The sequence below is a fragment of the Sphingobium sp. WCS2017Hpa-17 genome (assembly GCF_031843765.1).
Lineage (GTDB): Bacteria > Pseudomonadota > Alphaproteobacteria > Sphingomonadales > Sphingomonadaceae > Sphingobium.
On record NZ_JAVTIV010000017.1, the window covers coordinates 1 to 14,484 of the forward strand.

19 protein-coding genes are annotated in these 14,484 nt (G+C 65.9%); 2 read left to right on the forward strand and 17 right to left on the reverse strand.

Features of this window, described 5'->3' with window-relative positions; genetic code table 11:
- Window positions 1-91 precede the first annotated feature (91 nt).
- From RQH62_RS18645 to RQH62_RS18660, 4 genes are all read right to left on the reverse strand, one after another.
- Window positions 92-1,039 (reverse strand): ParB/RepB/Spo0J family partition protein, encoded by a 948-nt coding sequence (locus tag RQH62_RS18645; protein WP_013849901.1) that lies wholly within the window; start codon window positions 1,037-1,039, stop codon window positions 92-94.
- The gene (locus tag RQH62_RS18650) at window positions 1,039-1,803 is read right to left on the reverse strand and encodes a ParA family protein (protein ID WP_013849900.1); all 765 of its coding nucleotides are present in this window, start codon (window positions 1,801-1,803) and stop codon (window positions 1,039-1,041) included. Before RQH62_RS18650 ends, RQH62_RS18645 begins: the two co-directional genes overlap by 1 nt.
- Window positions 1,804-1,815: 12 nt before the next feature.
- Complete coding sequence (locus tag RQH62_RS18655) at window positions 1,816-1,992, reverse strand: hypothetical protein (protein ID WP_013039042.1); 177 nt, start codon at window positions 1,990-1,992, stop codon at window positions 1,816-1,818.
- Window positions 1,993-2,184: 192 nt separating this feature from the next.
- The gene (locus tag RQH62_RS18660) at window positions 2,185-2,577 is read right to left on the reverse strand and encodes a DUF3768 domain-containing protein (RefSeq protein WP_013849899.1); all 393 of its coding nucleotides are present in this window, start codon (window positions 2,575-2,577) and stop codon (window positions 2,185-2,187) included.
- Between the two features lie 259 nt (window positions 2,578-2,836).
- On the opposite strand from RQH62_RS18660, the gene RQH62_RS18665 reads away from it, so the two are divergent.
- On the forward strand, window positions 2,837-3,187 hold the full coding sequence (locus tag RQH62_RS18665; RefSeq protein WP_030091328.1) for a hypothetical protein: 351 nt from the start codon (window positions 2,837-2,839) through the stop codon (window positions 3,185-3,187).
- Window positions 3,188-3,325: 138 nt separating this feature from the next.
- Here RQH62_RS18665 and RQH62_RS18670 read toward each other — a convergent pair whose 3' ends face one another.
- Both RQH62_RS18670 and RQH62_RS18675 read right to left on the reverse strand, forming a co-directional pair.
- A complete protein-coding gene (locus RQH62_RS18670) occupies window positions 3,326-3,847 on the reverse strand; it encodes a hypothetical protein (protein WP_013849897.1) in 522 nt (173 codons plus the stop codon).
- 107 nt (window positions 3,848-3,954) lie between these two features.
- Entirely contained in the window at window positions 3,955-4,119 is a 165-nt protein-coding gene (locus RQH62_RS18675; RefSeq protein WP_013849896.1) for a hypothetical protein, read from the reverse strand.
- Between the two features lie 306 nt (window positions 4,120-4,425).
- Between RQH62_RS18675 and RQH62_RS18680 the strand changes: the two genes are divergently transcribed.
- A complete protein-coding gene (locus tag RQH62_RS18680; protein WP_311270226.1) occupies window positions 4,426-4,860 on the forward strand; it encodes a hypothetical protein in 435 nt (144 codons plus the stop codon).
- Window positions 4,861-4,935: 75 nt separating this feature from the next.
- Here the strand turns inward: RQH62_RS18680 and RQH62_RS18685 are convergent, their stop codons facing one another.
- The 11 genes from RQH62_RS18685 to RQH62_RS18735 all read right to left on the reverse strand — a co-directional run bounded on the left by RQH62_RS18685 (window position 4,936) and on the right by RQH62_RS18735 (window position 14,458).
- On the reverse strand, window positions 4,936-5,343 hold the full coding sequence (locus RQH62_RS18685) for a single-stranded DNA-binding protein (RefSeq protein ID WP_007688067.1): 408 nt from the start codon (window positions 5,341-5,343) through the stop codon (window positions 4,936-4,938).
- Between the two features lie 407 nt (window positions 5,344-5,750).
- The gene (locus tag RQH62_RS18690; protein ID WP_311270227.1) at window positions 5,751-6,419 is read right to left on the reverse strand and encodes a hypothetical protein; all 669 of its coding nucleotides are present in this window, start codon (window positions 6,417-6,419) and stop codon (window positions 5,751-5,753) included.
- Window positions 6,420-6,531: 112 nt separating this feature from the next.
- A complete protein-coding gene (locus RQH62_RS18695) occupies window positions 6,532-7,473 on the reverse strand; it encodes a DUF2493 domain-containing protein (RefSeq protein ID WP_007688069.1) in 942 nt (313 codons plus the stop codon).
- A 347-nt stretch (window positions 7,474-7,820) separates the two neighbouring features.
- Entirely contained in the window at window positions 7,821-8,561 is a 741-nt protein-coding gene (arsH, locus tag RQH62_RS18700) for an arsenical resistance protein ArsH (RefSeq protein WP_007688070.1), read from the reverse strand.
- On the reverse strand, window positions 8,561-8,992 hold the full coding sequence (gene arsN2, locus RQH62_RS18705; RefSeq protein WP_007688071.1) for an arsenic resistance N-acetyltransferase ArsN2: 432 nt from the start codon (window positions 8,990-8,992) through the stop codon (window positions 8,561-8,563). Before arsN2 ends, arsH begins: the two co-directional genes overlap by 1 nt.
- Complete coding sequence (gene arsB / locus RQH62_RS18710) at window positions 8,989-10,056, reverse strand: ACR3 family arsenite efflux transporter (protein WP_007688072.1); 1,068 nt, start codon at window positions 10,054-10,056, stop codon at window positions 8,989-8,991. Before arsB ends, arsN2 begins: the two co-directional genes overlap by 4 nt.
- Window positions 10,053-10,493 carry an arsenate reductase (glutaredoxin) gene (arsC, locus tag RQH62_RS18715; protein WP_007688073.1) on the reverse strand — a complete coding sequence of 147 codons (441 nt, stop codon included), beginning with the start codon at window positions 10,491-10,493 and terminating at the stop codon, window positions 10,053-10,055. Before arsC ends, arsB begins: the two co-directional genes overlap by 4 nt.
- Window positions 10,490-11,026 carry an arsenate reductase ArsC gene (locus RQH62_RS18720; protein ID WP_007688074.1) on the reverse strand — a complete coding sequence of 179 codons (537 nt, stop codon included), beginning with the start codon at window positions 11,024-11,026 and terminating at the stop codon, window positions 10,490-10,492. The genes arsC and RQH62_RS18720 overlap by 4 nt, the downstream gene beginning before the upstream one ends.
- 12 nt (window positions 11,027-11,038) lie before the next feature.
- Entirely contained in the window at window positions 11,039-11,377 is a 339-nt protein-coding gene (locus tag RQH62_RS18725; protein ID WP_013849891.1) for a helix-turn-helix transcriptional regulator, read from the reverse strand.
- A gap of 52 nt (window positions 11,378-11,429) precedes the next feature.
- Window positions 11,430-12,353, reverse strand: a complete 924-nt coding sequence (locus tag RQH62_RS18730) for an ArdC family protein (protein WP_007688077.1) — start codon at window positions 12,351-12,353, stop codon at window positions 11,430-11,432.
- A gap of 92 nt (window positions 12,354-12,445) precedes the next feature.
- On the reverse strand, window positions 12,446-14,458 hold the full coding sequence (locus RQH62_RS18735) for a ParB/RepB/Spo0J family partition protein (RefSeq protein ID WP_007688079.1): 2,013 nt from the start codon (window positions 14,456-14,458) through the stop codon (window positions 12,446-12,448).
- Window positions 14,459-14,484: the final 26 nt, after the last annotated feature.

The window sequence follows — 14,484 nt, forward strand, 5'->3', positions numbered from 1 at the left end:
ATGGGGCGGCGCCTCCGGCGCCGCCCCCGCCCATCGACACGAAAAGGGCCGCACCCCGAAGGGTACGGCCCAAACCATCGTGCAAGATAAACTACGAACGCGGAGGAGGCGGGTCAGTTGTTGGCAAGGCCTCGCTTCTCTCGCCGGTCGGACCGATCGACGAGGCAGCGACTTCACGCTCGCGGCCATCCTCGAAAATCACCGTGACCAAAGGCGCCAGCGGGAGCCACGCAGGGAAGCCGTCGACCAAGACCGGTAGTCTAGGAGATCGGATCGGCGCGGAGGGTTTGTCCGTGAGGCCCGATCGAACCGGATCGCGGTCGGTGGGGGCCAATGGCTGTGCCACAGGCGCCCGCGGAGGGACCGGCGCCGGGTGCGTCTGCTTGAGTTCGGCGATGAAGCGCGATCCTGCGGCGAGCGTTGCGCCGGCGTCGCCCCAGCTGGCGACATATGCCTCGACCTCGGCAGGGTAGTCCCTCGCCGTCCGGTGCAGATCATAGAGAAGGCGAATAGGCGCAAACGGCAGGGCCGCCTTGAGATAGGCCGGCATGTCGCCATAGGCGGCATAGAGCGAGACGAACTGCTTGGATCGGCCGAGTGCCGCCGCGATCTCGACCTGGTTCATCCCGCCCTTCAGCATCCGGGCGATCGCATGGGCGAGCTCGACCGACGACAGATTGGCGCGCTGGTCGTTCTCGACGATCTGGTCGGCCAGCAGTTGCACCCCCTCGCCGACCGGCACGACGATCGCGGGGATCGTGGCAAGGCCCGCCAGCTGCGATGCGCGGAAGCGGCGCTCGCCCAGACTTATCCGGTGCATGCCCTTCGCGTCGGGCGGCGTGACCGTGATCGGCTGCAGCACGCCGCGCGACGCGATCGAGGCGGCCAGCTCGGCGAGCGCGTCATCGTCGAAGCTGCGCCGGGGATTGCCGGGGTCGGGCAGGATGCGCGCAAGTTCGATATCCTCGACCCGGCGCGCCCGTTCATGGTCGCCGACAAGAAGTCCGAACTCCTCGATGCGCTCGTCGAACTTGCCCATCAGGCGGCCACGACCTCCTGGCTTGTCATGCGCCGCTCGATCTCGGCGAGCACCGCGCGGATCTCCTCGGCCGCCGCCTTGGCGCCGCTGCCGTTCTCCTGCCATACCGGACGATGATTTTCCGCGGCATGCTTGTAGGTCGGCCGCGCCTTGATGAAGGCCGGGAACATGAGCTTCTCGCCGACCGCATGCGCGAGCTTCACCGCATTCTCCATCTCGCGCCGGTCGAACGGATTGACCATCGAGGGGAGGAGCCCGAGGAAAGCGATCTTGCGGCCGGCGCGCGCGGCCTCGGCCTTGCGCAACGCGGTCAGCAGCATCTTGGCGCATTCGACCGAATCCTCGGCAACCTGCACCGGGGCGATCACGGCATCGGCGACCGCCATCGCGCTCAACGTGAGCTCGTCCCACTTGGGACCGGTGTCGATGACGCAATAGTCGAAATGCGGGCGGAGCGCCGGGAAGCGCCCGATGAAGTCGCGCACATCCTGCGCCGCCTTGACCATCTGCAGGCGGGGATCGGCGCCGAGCACGGTCAGCCCGGCCTGCCCGTCGGCGCTGAGCGCAGCGGCAGGATCGAACAGGTCGGCGGAAAACCCGCCCTGCCGCTCGCCGCCCAGGCGCCGCGTCGAGCTGCCCTGGGGATCGAGATCGACGAAGGCGACGCGGCGCTCAGGCGGTTCGGCGAGATACCAGGCGAGATGGGTGGCGAGGAAGGTCTTGCCGACCCCGCCCTTGAGCAGGCTGACCACGATCGTCTTCATGACCGCGGCACCTCAGCAATAGTCGTCCGGACCATCGCGCAGGTTGCGCTCATAATGATCGCGCGAGGACCAGTCGCCGCCACCGCCAATGCCGGGACCGACATAGCGGAACAGATAGACGGTGAGGGCGAAGCAGCCGAACGCGAAGAGAAACGCGTGATCGGGATGCGCGGCGAAATATGCGGCCATGATAGGTCTCCTTGGAGCCGGTGAAGGGCAAAGCGAACGGCGCCACTGGCGCCGGCCACGCGCAATCGCGCGGCATCTCGGACCCGCGCCCTCCCCTCCCACATTTGCGGACGCGGCGTCCGTTGCCCGCATAGTCTGCTCAAGCAGACTTGGGCGGGCCATCCCCCCGGTCGGGGGGATGGCTGCGCCGGATCAATATTCGTCGGCCAGCAGGATGGTGAGCACGCGCGTCGTGACCTCGGGGTTCGCGGCATCCGCCGAGCCATAGGCGAGCTCGAGGTCATAATAGTCGATCTTCCAGTAGAGGATCGCATCCTCGAACTCGAAGCGGCCGAAATCATGCTCGCCGATCGGATCGTTGTCGGGCGTGAAGCTGTCATAGTCGCGCACGATCCGGATGATCTCCGCGCGTCGGCGAAAGCCGCGGAACAGGGCGACCTCGCCGATCAGCGCCGCAACGCCGGCGGTCATCACGATCTGGTTGCGGCCCGGGCTATGGATGGACCGGCGAAGCGCGTCATTGAGTTCGGCGACGCGGGCGATCCGCTCGGCCTGGCTCATCGCATTCGGGGAGGATTGGGACATGAGAACGCTCCTGATCTGTCCAGCCCCGCCCGCCGGGGCCTTCCGACAGGCGTGCCAAGGGCCGGCGGCAGAGCGCGGCCGAGCACCCGCAGGGTCGCAACGGCAGTGGAGAAGCGCGCGGAGCGGGCTTGCACGGGCGCGCGCGCCGGCCAGGCGAGCCGACAGGAGGAAGGTCTTGGCGGGCGGGATCGCGAAGAGATGATCGCGGTGTCCCGATCCTCTGGCTCCGCGGAGAGCCCGGCGCTATCCTCCGCTCATTATGACGAGCAGCGCCACTCTCTTCCGCCTTGCCCCGGCCTGGACCGCGTCACTCCAGGCGATGCGGCTGCGCCAGATCCTCGTCCGATCGCAATGCCGCCGCTGCGGCGGGTTGATGCGCGAGGATGTCGATGCCCTGATCGGGCTCCATGGAGCAGGCGCCAGCCTCATCGACCGGCAGGCCCGATGCCGCATGGTCGGCTGCGACGGCGCGGCCTATTATCTCGCGGCGCGCGGCCATGACCGTCCCTGGCACATATTGCTGCACGATGAGCACCTGCGCGCAGGCCTGGCCAACTGCCCTCCAGCGCGCGGCGCGACCGGCCGGGCCATCGTTTGCGCGCAGGGTTGAAGAGTGCGAGCAGCCACGGCAGGGATCGTTACCCGAATGGGCTGAGACTTGGCACAAGGCTCAGGGCGAAGCCTAGAGCCCGGTCCGGCCGCGCCGGAGCCGCCATTCTCAGGGCATAGATGCAGAGAAATCCGACTTTCAGACGGCAACCGCCCGTCGCAGATTGCCAAGTGCAGAACACAATTTCTGCGATACCTTACGGAGCTGCTGAAGCCTCTCCGCCGCCTCGTTCTCTTCGATCACGAGCGTCGAACGATCAGCCTGCCGTGCCCGGATCGCGATCACACGAAAGATGGCGGCCCATCGACTGGTCCGTTCGACTGTCAGCTTCGCCTGGCCATGGGCGAGCATCGTGCGCAGCCCTTCCTGGTGCCGAAATTCCGCCAGCAGGCTCGCGACACCCTTTCCCTCCACGGAAAAGGGGCCGCCCTCATTGACGAGTGCAGCAAGGTCATCGAGCCGTTGCCCGACCAAATGCCGCAGCTTCACCGACTGTCCTCGTCCCGGCTGAGCGCTCAGATGCAGCAAAGTCTCGGTAACGGCCACCTCCACCGAGGCGAAGCATTGCAGACAGGCACCGCGCCAGGCGTTCACCTCCTGGGTGATACGCGCCCACAGGGCATCATCGCGGGCATTCGCTATCTCAGCCTCAATCGTCATTATCACAGCATAGTCGCGGCATCTGAACAATCGGTTCTCGTCGTCGGCGCAAGCCGCGAGCGAAGCGAGGGGAATAACCGGGAGCCGAGCGGCTCCCGGACGAGCCGTCAGGCAAAGGGATCGAATTCGGTGACGATGGCGACGCTGCCGTCGGCGTCTTCGGCGGTGATGACACCATAATGCTGCCCGATCGCGATGACGAAGGTGACCACCATGAGGCTGCGCGAGAGGCTGAAGGCATGGCGGCGTGCGATTGCGATGTCGGTGAACATGTCGAGGCTCCTTTGCGCGCCGGCGGGTTCGTCCCGCTCGACAGGCGCCCGATGTGTCCGGCCGGTGGCCGCGATCACTTTTTCGGCTGTAGGCCCAAAAAGCCGTAGCGAAGCGACCGGACCCCTTGCGGGTTGATCGCAAAAGGTCACCGGGTGGACCAAGGATCGCGCCGATTGAGAGCGGGCGAACCCGCCGGCCAGGAGGCCAGGTCCCCGCCGATGTCGCGCCCCACCCCTTGCCCTGCCTGCCGCTCCATCCAACGGGGTCCGGATGACAGGCCGCCGCTTGTCGGTTAGCCCCGCCGGATGCTGTTCCCGCTCCTGCTTGCCGCCGCCGTGGTCCCCAATGGTCAGACCTTCGCCTGCACACCGACGCGCGTCTGGGATGGCGATGGCCCGATCTGGTGCCGCGAGGGCGCCCATGTGCGGCTCGCCGGCATTGCCGCGCGCGAGATCGACAACAGCTGCCGCCCCGGCCAGCCCTGTCCGAGAGCAAGTGGCCCGGCCGCCCGCGATGCGCTGGTACGCCTGCTTGGCGGACCGCGCGGCCGAACATCCACCGGGCATATTCGCGTGGCTAGCTCCACCATGCGCTGCGTCTCGATCGGCGAAGCCAAGGGCAACCGGACCGGCGCCTGGTGCAACGCGCCCGGCATCGGCGATCTCAGCTGCGCGATGATCGCTACCGGCACCGTGCTGCGCTGGGAACGCTATGCCAAGGGGCGATGCCGATCTCGCTGATCCGCTTGGGACCATGCCGCGCCTGAACAGGATAAGAGGCCCGGCGGCGATGCCGCCGGGCCGCCCTGTCCGACCTCAGAACGGGATTTCATCGTCCTCGGGCTCGTTGCCGCCGCCGCTATTCTCGTTCGACTTGGCGCGGGTGAGGAAGGTCACCTCGTCGGCGATGATCTCGACGCCGTAGCGTTCGATATTCTCGCTGTCGGTCCAGCGGGTGTAGTGGATACGGCCCCGGACCATGACCTTCATGCCCTTGTCGACATATTGCTCGACCGTCTTGCCGACGCCGTTGAAGCAGGTGATCCGGTGCCATTCAGTGTCCTCGAGGCGGCGATTGTTGTCGTCGCGCAGGATCTTGCCGTTGCTGTCGCGCTTCGGGCGCGAGGTGGCGAGGCTGAAATGGGTGATGCGGGTGCCGCCCTGGGTGGTGCGGGTTTCCGGCGTGCCACCGACATTGCCGGCGAGGATGACGAGGTTCTGCATGGCTTGGGTTCCTTCGATGTGGGTCCAAGGGACCGTCCCTTCGACTGATCCCCGGCCAAGGCGGACAGGACGGCCCATCCACCGGCCGCGCAGCGCCGGGGAACCCCGGGACAAGGGGTGGTGCGGGCAGCCGTGGCACACGGCAACTCGGCCCGATGGCTCGCGGGTTGGATGGGTCGGACGGCCGGCTTAGGGGTCAGATGAGGAGAAGGACGGTGCGTCGCTTGGGCCATGACCGGAGCCCACCCATCGAAGCCGCCGATATTGCCGGCCTTGCCGAGCTCGCCGGTCCGGCATCTCGCGGACCTTACGCGCGTGCCTTATCTGCCCGTCCCTTGAGCCGCAGGACGGGATTGTAGATCCTTCGCATGGCCACTCGCGGGCTCGACACGACGTCCGTTGCACGATCACGCGGAGGGGGAAGAGGAGGTGGGCAAGGTGGCGGCGCCTGGCATGGCTGGGCTCAGGCAGGCCGCCACGGCATCGAGGAGCTGCGTGGTCTCGCAAAGCACGGCACCGATGTCGCAGGCATAGCCACCTGCCACCAGCGCGTCGATCCGATGCACGGCATAGGCCGGGCCGAGGTTCTTGATGAAATCGGCCAGGGGACGACCGGGCGCCGGCAGGCCTAGCTGCCGCGCCTCGTCGAGGGCGCGGACAAGGTCATGACGGAGATCGCGGGCCAGCGCATCGTCCGTCCAGCCATGACCCAAAAGATGCGCCTTCAAACCCAGTTCGCAGGAGATCGCGAGCAAGTGCAGTGCCGGCGCGGGCGCAATAGGCGCGCCAATCTGCGCGCCGCGATGAAATTCGCGCGCACGATCGAGAAACACCGCTGCAAGCACCGGGTCGCCGGGCGCCGCCAATCTTTCGATCGCGCGCCAGCGGCGCGGCGTCAGCTGGCCGAGCCAGGAAGGACCGGCCTGGTTGCGCAGATGTCGTAAGTGAGCGCCATCGGCTTCGTCCACATCGCGGCCCGTCGACCATAACGACAGCAGCTTCGCCTTCCAGTGGCGGCCATGCACAGCGCGGAATGCAAGGAGCACGCGCGCACTGGCGCGATCGGGCATGAACATGATGCGGAACCTCCGAAGGGAACAAGGGACGCATCCGCCCCGCCCCCTCCCCTCCGGCACCGGAATCCGCGAGATTGAGAAAAGCCGGCCGCCGAAGCGGCCGGCACGGCGGTCAGCCGCGAGATAAAGCCGCCGGCGGCGTTCCGAGCGGTCCGCGGCGATCGACGACATGGATGCCGCGCGCCTTGGCCTCGACCACCAGCCTTTCGGTGACGCCGTTGCCCTGGAAGGCAATGACGTAGCGCGGCTTGACCGAGAGCATCTGCTCGTTGCGCCGGAAGCCGGCACGATCGCCAAGCTTGCGATCAAGGCCGAACCGCAGCTGCTGGATGCCGTTCTGCTCGGCCCAGGATGCTGCAAGACGCTCGATGCCCTTCATGTCGCCGCCATGGACGAGATACATGTCGCCCACACGTTCGCGCACGGCCTTGAGGGTCCGCAGCAGATTGTCGGCAAACTGCTTGGCCTCGTCGTCGCTGGCGAAGCGAAGGCGCCCGCCGGCGAAGACCACGGGCGTGCCATGGACCATATTGGCATCGCGCACCCGCTCGCGCCGCGCCTGCAAATAGGCCCGGCCATCGACGATCGCAGCGGTCGTGCCGAGCGAGATGCGGTTGCCGGTCGCGGGCACCCAGGAGCGGCCGGTCTCATGCAGATAGTGGCGCGCCGCGGTGTCGCGCATCCCCTCATAGGCCTGGGCGGACTGCTCGACCTTGCGGGCGAGATCGATCTTGTCCTCGAGATCAGCGGTCGCGATCTCCGATCCGTCCTGCTCGGCGAGCAGGAGCCGGATCTCGTCGGTCAGGCGGTCGATCAGCTGATGCTTCTTGGCGGCCGCGCGGTGGAAGAGATTGACGAAGCCCCAGCCCAGATCCTCGATGTCGCGTTCGAGCGCGGTGAAGGGGAAGAGCGCGAAGAGATCGCTCCAGATGGCGCTGACGGTCTGTTCGAGCGCTTCGGCCGGCGGCGGCGCTTCCATCGAGCGTTGGTCGCCCATCAGGTCGAGATGGCCGAGTTCGAGTGCTTGGAGCACTGCTGAAAGGGAGCTGGTCATGAGGGATTGCCTTTCCGTGTCGCAGGGCCGGCGGCCTTCCCGCCGGATGCGCACCCTCCGGGCCATCGAAAAAGCGGCGGCGGCACCGCCGGGCAACGCCCAAGGGGAACCCGATAAGGTCCGGGTGGTGCGGGCAGGCGCGCCTCGGCGCGCCAACACGGCCGGAGCGTTCGGGTTGCCGCCGCCAGCGCGATGGCCCATGTGCCGCATCCTCTGGCGAAAGGCGCGAAGGCCCTGTCGCGTCAGGCATTCATGACGCAGAGGACCTTAAGAAGGGCACCCGCAACCCGATCTCCCGATACGCACAGGACGGCATGAAAGCGCGTCGCATCGGAAGAGCCCGGCCGTCAGGCCTTCGACCGTGAGGCCAGATCTTGGGCCGCGTCGCGCTTGGCGGCTGCCGCCTTGCGTTCCGAATAGCGGTCCACGAGTTGATCGGCATGGCGACGTGTCAGCACCGTGAAGCGCACCAGCTCCTCCATGACGTCGACGATCCGGTCATAATAGCTTGAGGCACTGAGACGGCCGTCCTCGTCGAACTCCTTGAACGCCATAGCAATGCTCGACTGGTTGGGGATGGTGAACATGCGCATCCACCGCCCGAGCAGCCGCAACGTGTTGACCGCGTTGAACGACTGCGATCCGCCCGAAACCTGCATGACGGCCAGGGTCCGGCCCTGGGTCGGACGCATGCCGCCGAATTCGAGCGGCAAATGGTCGATCTGCGCTTTCATGATGCCGGTGATCTGGCCGTGCCGTTCGGGACTGCACCAGACCATGCCCTCGGACCAAAGCGCATGCTCGCGAAGCTCATGCACCGCCGGGTGATCATCGTCCTTGATCTGGTCGGGGAGCGGGAGATCGGCCGGATCGAAGATCCGCACTTCGGCGCCGAAGAGGATGAGCAGCCGGGCCGCTTCCTCGACCGCGAAGCGACTGAACGACCGCTCGCGTAGCGAGCCGTAGAGGAGGAGGATGCGAGGTTTCGGCTCAAGCGCGCCGAGCCCGGCGGCGAGATCGGGCCGGATCATTGCGCGGTCCAGCGCGGGCATGTGATCGGGTTCGGGAAGGATACGAAGACGCGACATCAGGCAATCCATTTGTACAAAAGGGCGGCGCTCGCCGGGCATAGCGATCGGAACTCGGCCGATTGCGCGATGACGGCAGGAACGTCGGTCCGTTCGGCTGTTTCATAGCCGTGACGGCGAAAGAAAGGCTCGGCGGTCGTGGTGAGCAGGTACAGGCTAGTCGCGCCCTCATCAGCTGCAGCGCGTTCGACTGCCGTGAGAATGGCACCGCCCAATCCGCATCCGCGCCGATCGGCCTTCACGACCAGCGAGCGCAGCAGGCGGTCGGAGCCGTCGCCTTCGATCCCGCCATAGCCGACAAGGCCAACATCATCCTCGAACCGAAAGAAGCGGCGTCCCGCCTCGGCGAGATCACTGGCAGGCAGACCCGCCGCGCTCAGCTCCGCCATCAGGTCGGAAAGCGACCTGGAATCCAGCAGTGTAGCGATCATGCAGGAACGCGTTGCTCGTACCAGGGCCGCGTCTTCTTGACGATGCTGACGACAGACAGCATTACCGGCACCTCGACCAGCACGCCCACCACGGTCGCGAGCGCGGCCCCGGAATTGAGGCCGAACAGGCTGATCGCGGCTGCAACCGCGAGCTCGAAGAAATTGGACGCGCCGATCAGCGCGGCCGGAGCGGCGACGCACCAGGCCACGCCGAAGCGCCGGCTGAGCCAATAGGCCAGGCCCGCATTGAAGTAGACCTGGATGAGGATGGGAATGGCAATCAGTGCGATGACCAGCGGATGAGCCAGGATCGCCGGGCCCTGGAAGCCGAACAGGAGGACGAGCGTCGTCAGCAGCGCAACCAGCGACACCGGCCCAAGCGTTGCCAGCAGCCGATCGAGCGCCGGCTGCCCGCCTGACGATAGCAACGCCCGACGAATGATCTGCGCGACGATGACGGGCACGACGATATAGAGCAGGACCGAGATGAGCAGCGTGTCCCAGGGCACTGTGATCGAGGCGACCCCGAGCAGCAGTCCGACCAGCGGTGCGAAGGCGAAGACCATGATCACGTCGTTGAGCGCCACCTGGCTCAGCGTATAGGTCGGCTCGCCGTCGCACAGGTTCGACCAGACGAACACCATCGCCGTGCAGGGGGCGGCGGCGAGCAGGATGAGCCCGGCGATATAGGCGTTGATCTCGCCCTGCGGCAGCAGCGGCCGGAAGAGCCATCCCAGGAACAGCGTGCCGAGCAGCGCCATTGAAAAGGGCTTCACCGCCCAGTTGATGAAGAGGGTGACGCCGACGCCCTTCCAGTGTTGGCGAACCGACCCCAACGCGCCGAGGTCGATCTTGAGCAGCATGGGGACGATCATCAGCCAGATCAGCACAGCCACGACCAGGTTCACGCGCGCGATCTCAGCCGATGCGATGGCTGCGAACAGATTCGGCAGCGAATAGCCGAGCGCGATGCCGACAGCGATGCAGAGCGCCACCCAGACGCTCAAATAGCGTTCGAAGCTGTTGATCGCCGGCTTGGGTCGTGCCGCAACGGTCGCGTTCACGCCCCGATCCTCTTGCCGGCGGCGTCGATGACCTGCTCGCCATCTTCCTTGGTGAAAGCCCCGCGCTGGGCGGACGGGAGAAGATCGAGCACCTCTTCCGATGGACGGCAGAGTTTCACGCCGAGCGGCGACACAACGATTGGCCGGTTGATGAGGATCGGATGTTCGATCATCGCATCAATGAGCTGGTCATCGCTGAGCGTCGGATCGGCAAGACCCAGCTCGGCGAAGGGCGTGCCCTTCTCGCGGAGCAACTGGCGTGCGCTGATGCCCATGCGGGCGATGAGCGAAACCAGGCGCGGGCGGTTGGGCGGCGTCTTGAGATATTCGATCACATGCGGCTCGATCCCGGCGTTGCGGATCATCGCCAGCGTGTTGCGCGACGTCCCACACTCGGGATTGTGATAGATGACGATATCGATTGCGGCATTGCTCATGCGCTGGGTGCCTTTTCGCTTGGGAGGTCGGCGCGGCCCTGTTCCTTGCCGATCCGGTTCAGCCGGTTCTGTAGACTCATCTTGTCGAGGCCTTCGAACGGCAGGTTGGTGAACAGCGAGATGCGATTGAACAGCATCCTGTAAGTATCGAAGAAGGCCGCGTGCTGCACCGTTTCGCTGTCCTCGATAGCGGCCGGATCGGGCACCCCCCAATTGGCGGTCAGCGGCTGCCCCGGCCAAACCGGGCAAAGCTCATTGGCGGCATTGTCGCAAACGGTGAACACGAAATCCAAGGACGGCGCATCGGGGCCGGAAAACTCTTCCCAGCTCTTCGAGCGGAACCGGCTTGCGTCGTAGTTCAGCTTCTCCAAGAGATGAATGGTGAACGGATGGACCTCGCCCTTGGGCTGGCTGCCGGCGCTGAACGATTTGAAACGGCCTAGCCCTTCACGGCTGAGGATCGCCTCGGCCATGATGGAACGGGCGGAATTGCCCGTGCAAAGAAACAGTACGTTCAACAGGCGATCCGTCATGTTGATGTCCTTTCAGGCAGCACGACAGGCAAGCAGTTCATCCGCAAGTGGATGGCAGAGCTCGGCCCGGCCACCACAGCAGTCCTTGACGAGGAACAGCATCACGGAGCGTAGCGCATCGAGATCGGCGCGGTAGTTGATGATCCGGCTGCGCCGCTCGGATGTGACCAGGCCGGCACGCGCCAGGGTCGCCAAATGCACCGACATCGTGTTCTGCGGGACATCCAGCGCCTTGGCGACCTCGCCGGCGGGAAGGCCTTCGGGTTCGTGACGCACCAGAAGGCGGAAGGCGTCGAGGCGCGTGGCTTGGGCAAGCGCGCCCAACGCGACGATGACAGATTCGTTATCCATATATCCACGATAGCGGATATATGGATATAGTGCAATCGGCGACATGGCGAGATCAAGCAGCCGCCTGCTCGTCCAGATCATCCTCGCAAGCGAGATCGGTTGCCCGCAGCAGAAACCCGGCGGCTTCCTCGGCTCGCGCAGCCGCCGTCAGCAATGCGCGATTATCCTTGCGCAAAATGGCGAGCCAGGATCCGATATAAGCCGCGTGGTCGTCGAGATGGGTGGTTGGGAGACCCACATCGGCGCCAACCAGCGCTGCTGTCAGTTCGGCGACCAACTCCTCGAACGCATATGCCTGATCGCCGAAGCGCTTCCCGAACGATCGGGCAAGCCGGGCTGGATGGCCTGTCCAGTGGCCGGCCTCATGCGCAATGGTGGCTGCCCAGGCGGCGCGCGTGTCGAATTGCTCGACCGGCGGCATGGTGATGACGTCCGCGCGCAGATCATAATAAGCACGATCGCCGCCGCATCGCAGCCGCGCGGGCAGCCGATCGACGAAGCGCTCCGCCCGCGGACCGAGCCGGTCGCCCGGCGGGACGAGGGAGAGGGCTTCGGGATAGAAATCGCCCGGCAGTGTATCGATCTGATCGGCATTGAAGACCGCATAGGACCGCATGACCCGGCGCTGCTCATCGACGAGCTCACCCGGACGTTCGTAGGAATCGACCTTCTTCGAATAGGCTTTGTAGAAGATCGCAAATTGCGACTGCTCACCGGCACGGACCTGCCCGCCGAGGCTTTGTGCTTGCCGATAGGTCATCCAGTAGCGGGACCGATAGCCGCACTGCTCGGCGGCCAGCCATAGCCAAAAGGTGTTCATGCCGCGATAGGGCTCGCCATTGGCGCGCAGCGGGCGCCCTTGCGCGGCGCATGATCGCCAGGGCCGTACCCAGGGACGCACACCGGCCTCGAGCCGGTCGATGATGGCGCGCGTGATGGTCTCGGCCGGCGAGGGCCGGCCCGATGATTGGGTCATGGTGGATACTCCGCGAAAGAGCGGCTGTCTCAGCGCCGCCGATGAAGGGCGGCGGGCGACACGAAAGCGCCGCCCGCCGTTAGGCGTTCGCCTCAGGCGGCCTGTTCGAAGTCGCCAGCATCGCCATCGGGGGCGATCTCCCCTGCCCCGCCGTCGCTGTCGTCTTCATCGCTGAGGAAAGCGGAATAGCTCCGGAAGCTTTCGGGCTTTTCGATCGCGCCGAACCGCATCTCGTCGGGCAGCCAGGAGAGCGCCTTTTCCCGGACTTCGGCCTCGACGATGCCCTGCCCCGAACAGAGCGCAGCGCAGGCATTGGCAAGGTCACCCTTCTTGGCGTCCTTGTATCGGCCGCGCAGCACCGGCCCGCCGATCTCGTCGAGCGCTTCGAGCATGACGTCCTTCTTCACCCGCCCGAAAAAGTTCTGGGCATCGGGCCGCCACCATTGCGCGACATCAATGTCGAGCAGCCGTCCGAGATGATCGTGGAAGCCGTTGCGGCGCCCGCCATCGTCGACGTTGAGTGTCGGCTCCAGCGTCTGCGCCATGACATGGGCGAGCCAATCGGCGCGCGCCTGTTCATCCAGTTGCCGGAAGGCATCGAAGCGGGACGACAGCGTGTTCCCGCCTGCCCAGCTCACATCGAGCGCCTGGCGCTGTTCGGTCAGGACATTGCTCGCCGCGCTACCTTCATCGCGGAAGCTGACGATCGGGAAGCTCGCGGCGGCGGCCTGCAACGTCGCGTGGTCCCGGACATAGCTGCTGGCGAACACCGTCCGGTGCGCCATCAGGAATATCGTGAGATCGAGCGCGAACCCGGCATCCGAGGCGACATGGGCTGCCAGGATCTGCCGGCGCTGGGTCGCGAGTTCGTCAACCAGCGTCGCGCTGAGCCGGGAGGCCGCGACCTTGCCGGACGGTGCTTCGGGTTCTGCATCCTCGCCCGCCTGCCGGATGGCGCGCTCGCTGAACATGCGGCTGTGCACCCGCGGACTGCCATCGGGCGCCAGATAGATGAAGGTGCCCAGCTGGTCCTTGATCGCATCATCGACCATCGTGCGCGACGCCTCGATCGTATCGAGTTCCCGCTCGATGTCGGCGAGACGCGCCGAAGCCGCCTCGGCCTCGGGCGTGCCGTCCTCGAGTTCGGTCTCAAGTTCGCGGATGAGCGCGTCGCCCTCATCCGAGAGACTATCGACGCGCTCCTGCTCGTCCCCGCTCAATTCGCGCAGCGGCGGATGATATTCGTGGAGCTGGCACTCCGTATCATAGGGCACATGCGTCGCGAGAACCGGCGTCACGAACGCCAGCTTCTGTTCGGCAGCGAGCGCTTCCGCGGCCGCTTCAAGCTTCTGGGCGGCCAGCTGCTCGATGAGCTCCACGTCGATCCAGCTCTCGTCCACATCTTCACCGAACAGGTCGCGCTCGATCCGGCCGCCCGCGCCGACATAGGCCTCGCGGCCGACGAACCGTGCCTTGGCGTCGGTCGCCTTGACCGTTCCGTTGAGGAGCGCACGGCGGATATTGTCGGGATTGTCGCCATAATAGGACCGGCTCATGCTCTCGAACACGCGCGCCTGGCGATCGACGTCGGGCGTGACGGCATAAGCCTGGGCGACCCCCAGCGTGATCTCGCCCGCCGCCAGCGCCGCGAAGACGAGAGGAGCCAGTTCGGCAAGCCGTACCCGCTGCTCAACGAAGCGGGTCGTGACGCCGAAACGTTTCGCCACATCCTCGGCGCTCGCGCCCTTGTCGAGGAAGTGCTTGAAGGCCGAGCACTCATCCGCCGGGTTCATCGCGACGCGGTGGAAATTCTCGGCAAGGCTCGCTTCGGCCGATCCGGCATCATCCTCGAGCACCAGCACCTGAACCTCATGGTCCCCGGCAAGCCGGCCTGAATCGATCAGGCGCTGGAGCGCCCGCAAGCGGCGGCCACCCGCCTTGACGGTGAAATGTCCTGCCTTTTTGAGCGGCGTGACCACGAGATTCTGCAACAGGCCATGCGCGGCGATATTATCGGCGAGGCTGTCGAGGTCGGCATCGCGATTGGATTTGCGGACATTGTCCTTCGAGAGCGAGAGGTTCTTGACCTTCACGGACTGGATCATCGGTTGTCTCCTTCGAGGGTTGCGCC

Coding starts and splice junctions, on each gene's coding strand:
- RQH62_RS18650 (WP_013849900.1), bottom strand. CDS start 1,803: ATGAAGACGATCGTGGTCAGCCTGCTCAAGGGCGGGGTCGGCAAGACC.
- arsH (WP_007688070.1), bottom strand. CDS start 8,561: ATGTCGCGTCTTCGTATCCTTCCCGAACCCGATCACATGCCCGCGCTG.
- RQH62_RS18680 (WP_311270226.1), top strand. CDS start 4,426: ATGCTGTTCCCGCTCCTGCTTGCCGCCGCCGTGGTCCCCAATGGTCAG.
- RQH62_RS18670 (WP_013849897.1), bottom strand. CDS start 3,847: ATGACGATTGAGGCTGAGATAGCGAATGCCCGCGATGATGCCCTGTGG.
- RQH62_RS18655 (WP_013039042.1), bottom strand. CDS start 1,992: ATGGCCGCATATTTCGCCGCGCATCCCGATCACGCGTTTCTCTTCGCG.
- arsN2 (WP_007688071.1), bottom strand. CDS start 8,992: ATGATCGCTACACTGCTGGATTCCAGGTCGCTTTCCGACCTGATGGCG.
- RQH62_RS18675 (WP_013849896.1), bottom strand. CDS start 4,119: ATGTTCACCGACATCGCAATCGCACGCCGCCATGCCTTCAGCCTCTCG.
- RQH62_RS18660 (WP_013849899.1), bottom strand. CDS start 2,577: ATGTCCCAATCCTCCCCGAATGCGATGAGCCAGGCCGAGCGGATCGCC.
- RQH62_RS18645 (WP_013849901.1), bottom strand. CDS start 1,039: ATGGGCAAGTTCGACGAGCGCATCGAGGAGTTCGGACTTCTTGTCGGC.
- RQH62_RS18730 (WP_007688077.1), bottom strand. CDS start 12,353: ATGACCCAATCATCGGGCCGGCCCTCGCCGGCCGAGACCATCACGCGC.
- arsC (WP_007688073.1), bottom strand. CDS start 10,493: ATGAGCAATGCCGCAATCGATATCGTCATCTATCACAATCCCGAGTGT.
- RQH62_RS18725 (WP_013849891.1), bottom strand. CDS start 11,377: ATGGATAACGAATCTGTCATCGTCGCGTTGGGCGCGCTTGCCCAAGCC.
- RQH62_RS18695 (WP_007688069.1), bottom strand. CDS start 7,473: ATGACCAGCTCCCTTTCAGCAGTGCTCCAAGCACTCGAACTCGGCCAT.
- RQH62_RS18665 (WP_030091328.1), top strand. CDS start 2,837: ATGACGAGCAGCGCCACTCTCTTCCGCCTTGCCCCGGCCTGGACCGCG.
- RQH62_RS18685 (WP_007688067.1), bottom strand. CDS start 5,343: ATGCAGAACCTCGTCATCCTCGCCGGCAATGTCGGTGGCACGCCGGAA.
- RQH62_RS18690 (WP_311270227.1), bottom strand. CDS start 6,419: ATGTTCATGCCCGATCGCGCCAGTGCGCGCGTGCTCCTTGCATTCCGC.
- RQH62_RS18735 (WP_007688079.1), bottom strand. CDS start 14,458: ATGATCCAGTCCGTGAAGGTCAAGAACCTCTCGCTCTCGAAGGACAAT.
- RQH62_RS18720 (WP_007688074.1), bottom strand. CDS start 11,026: ATGACGGATCGCCTGTTGAACGTACTGTTTCTTTGCACGGGCAATTCC.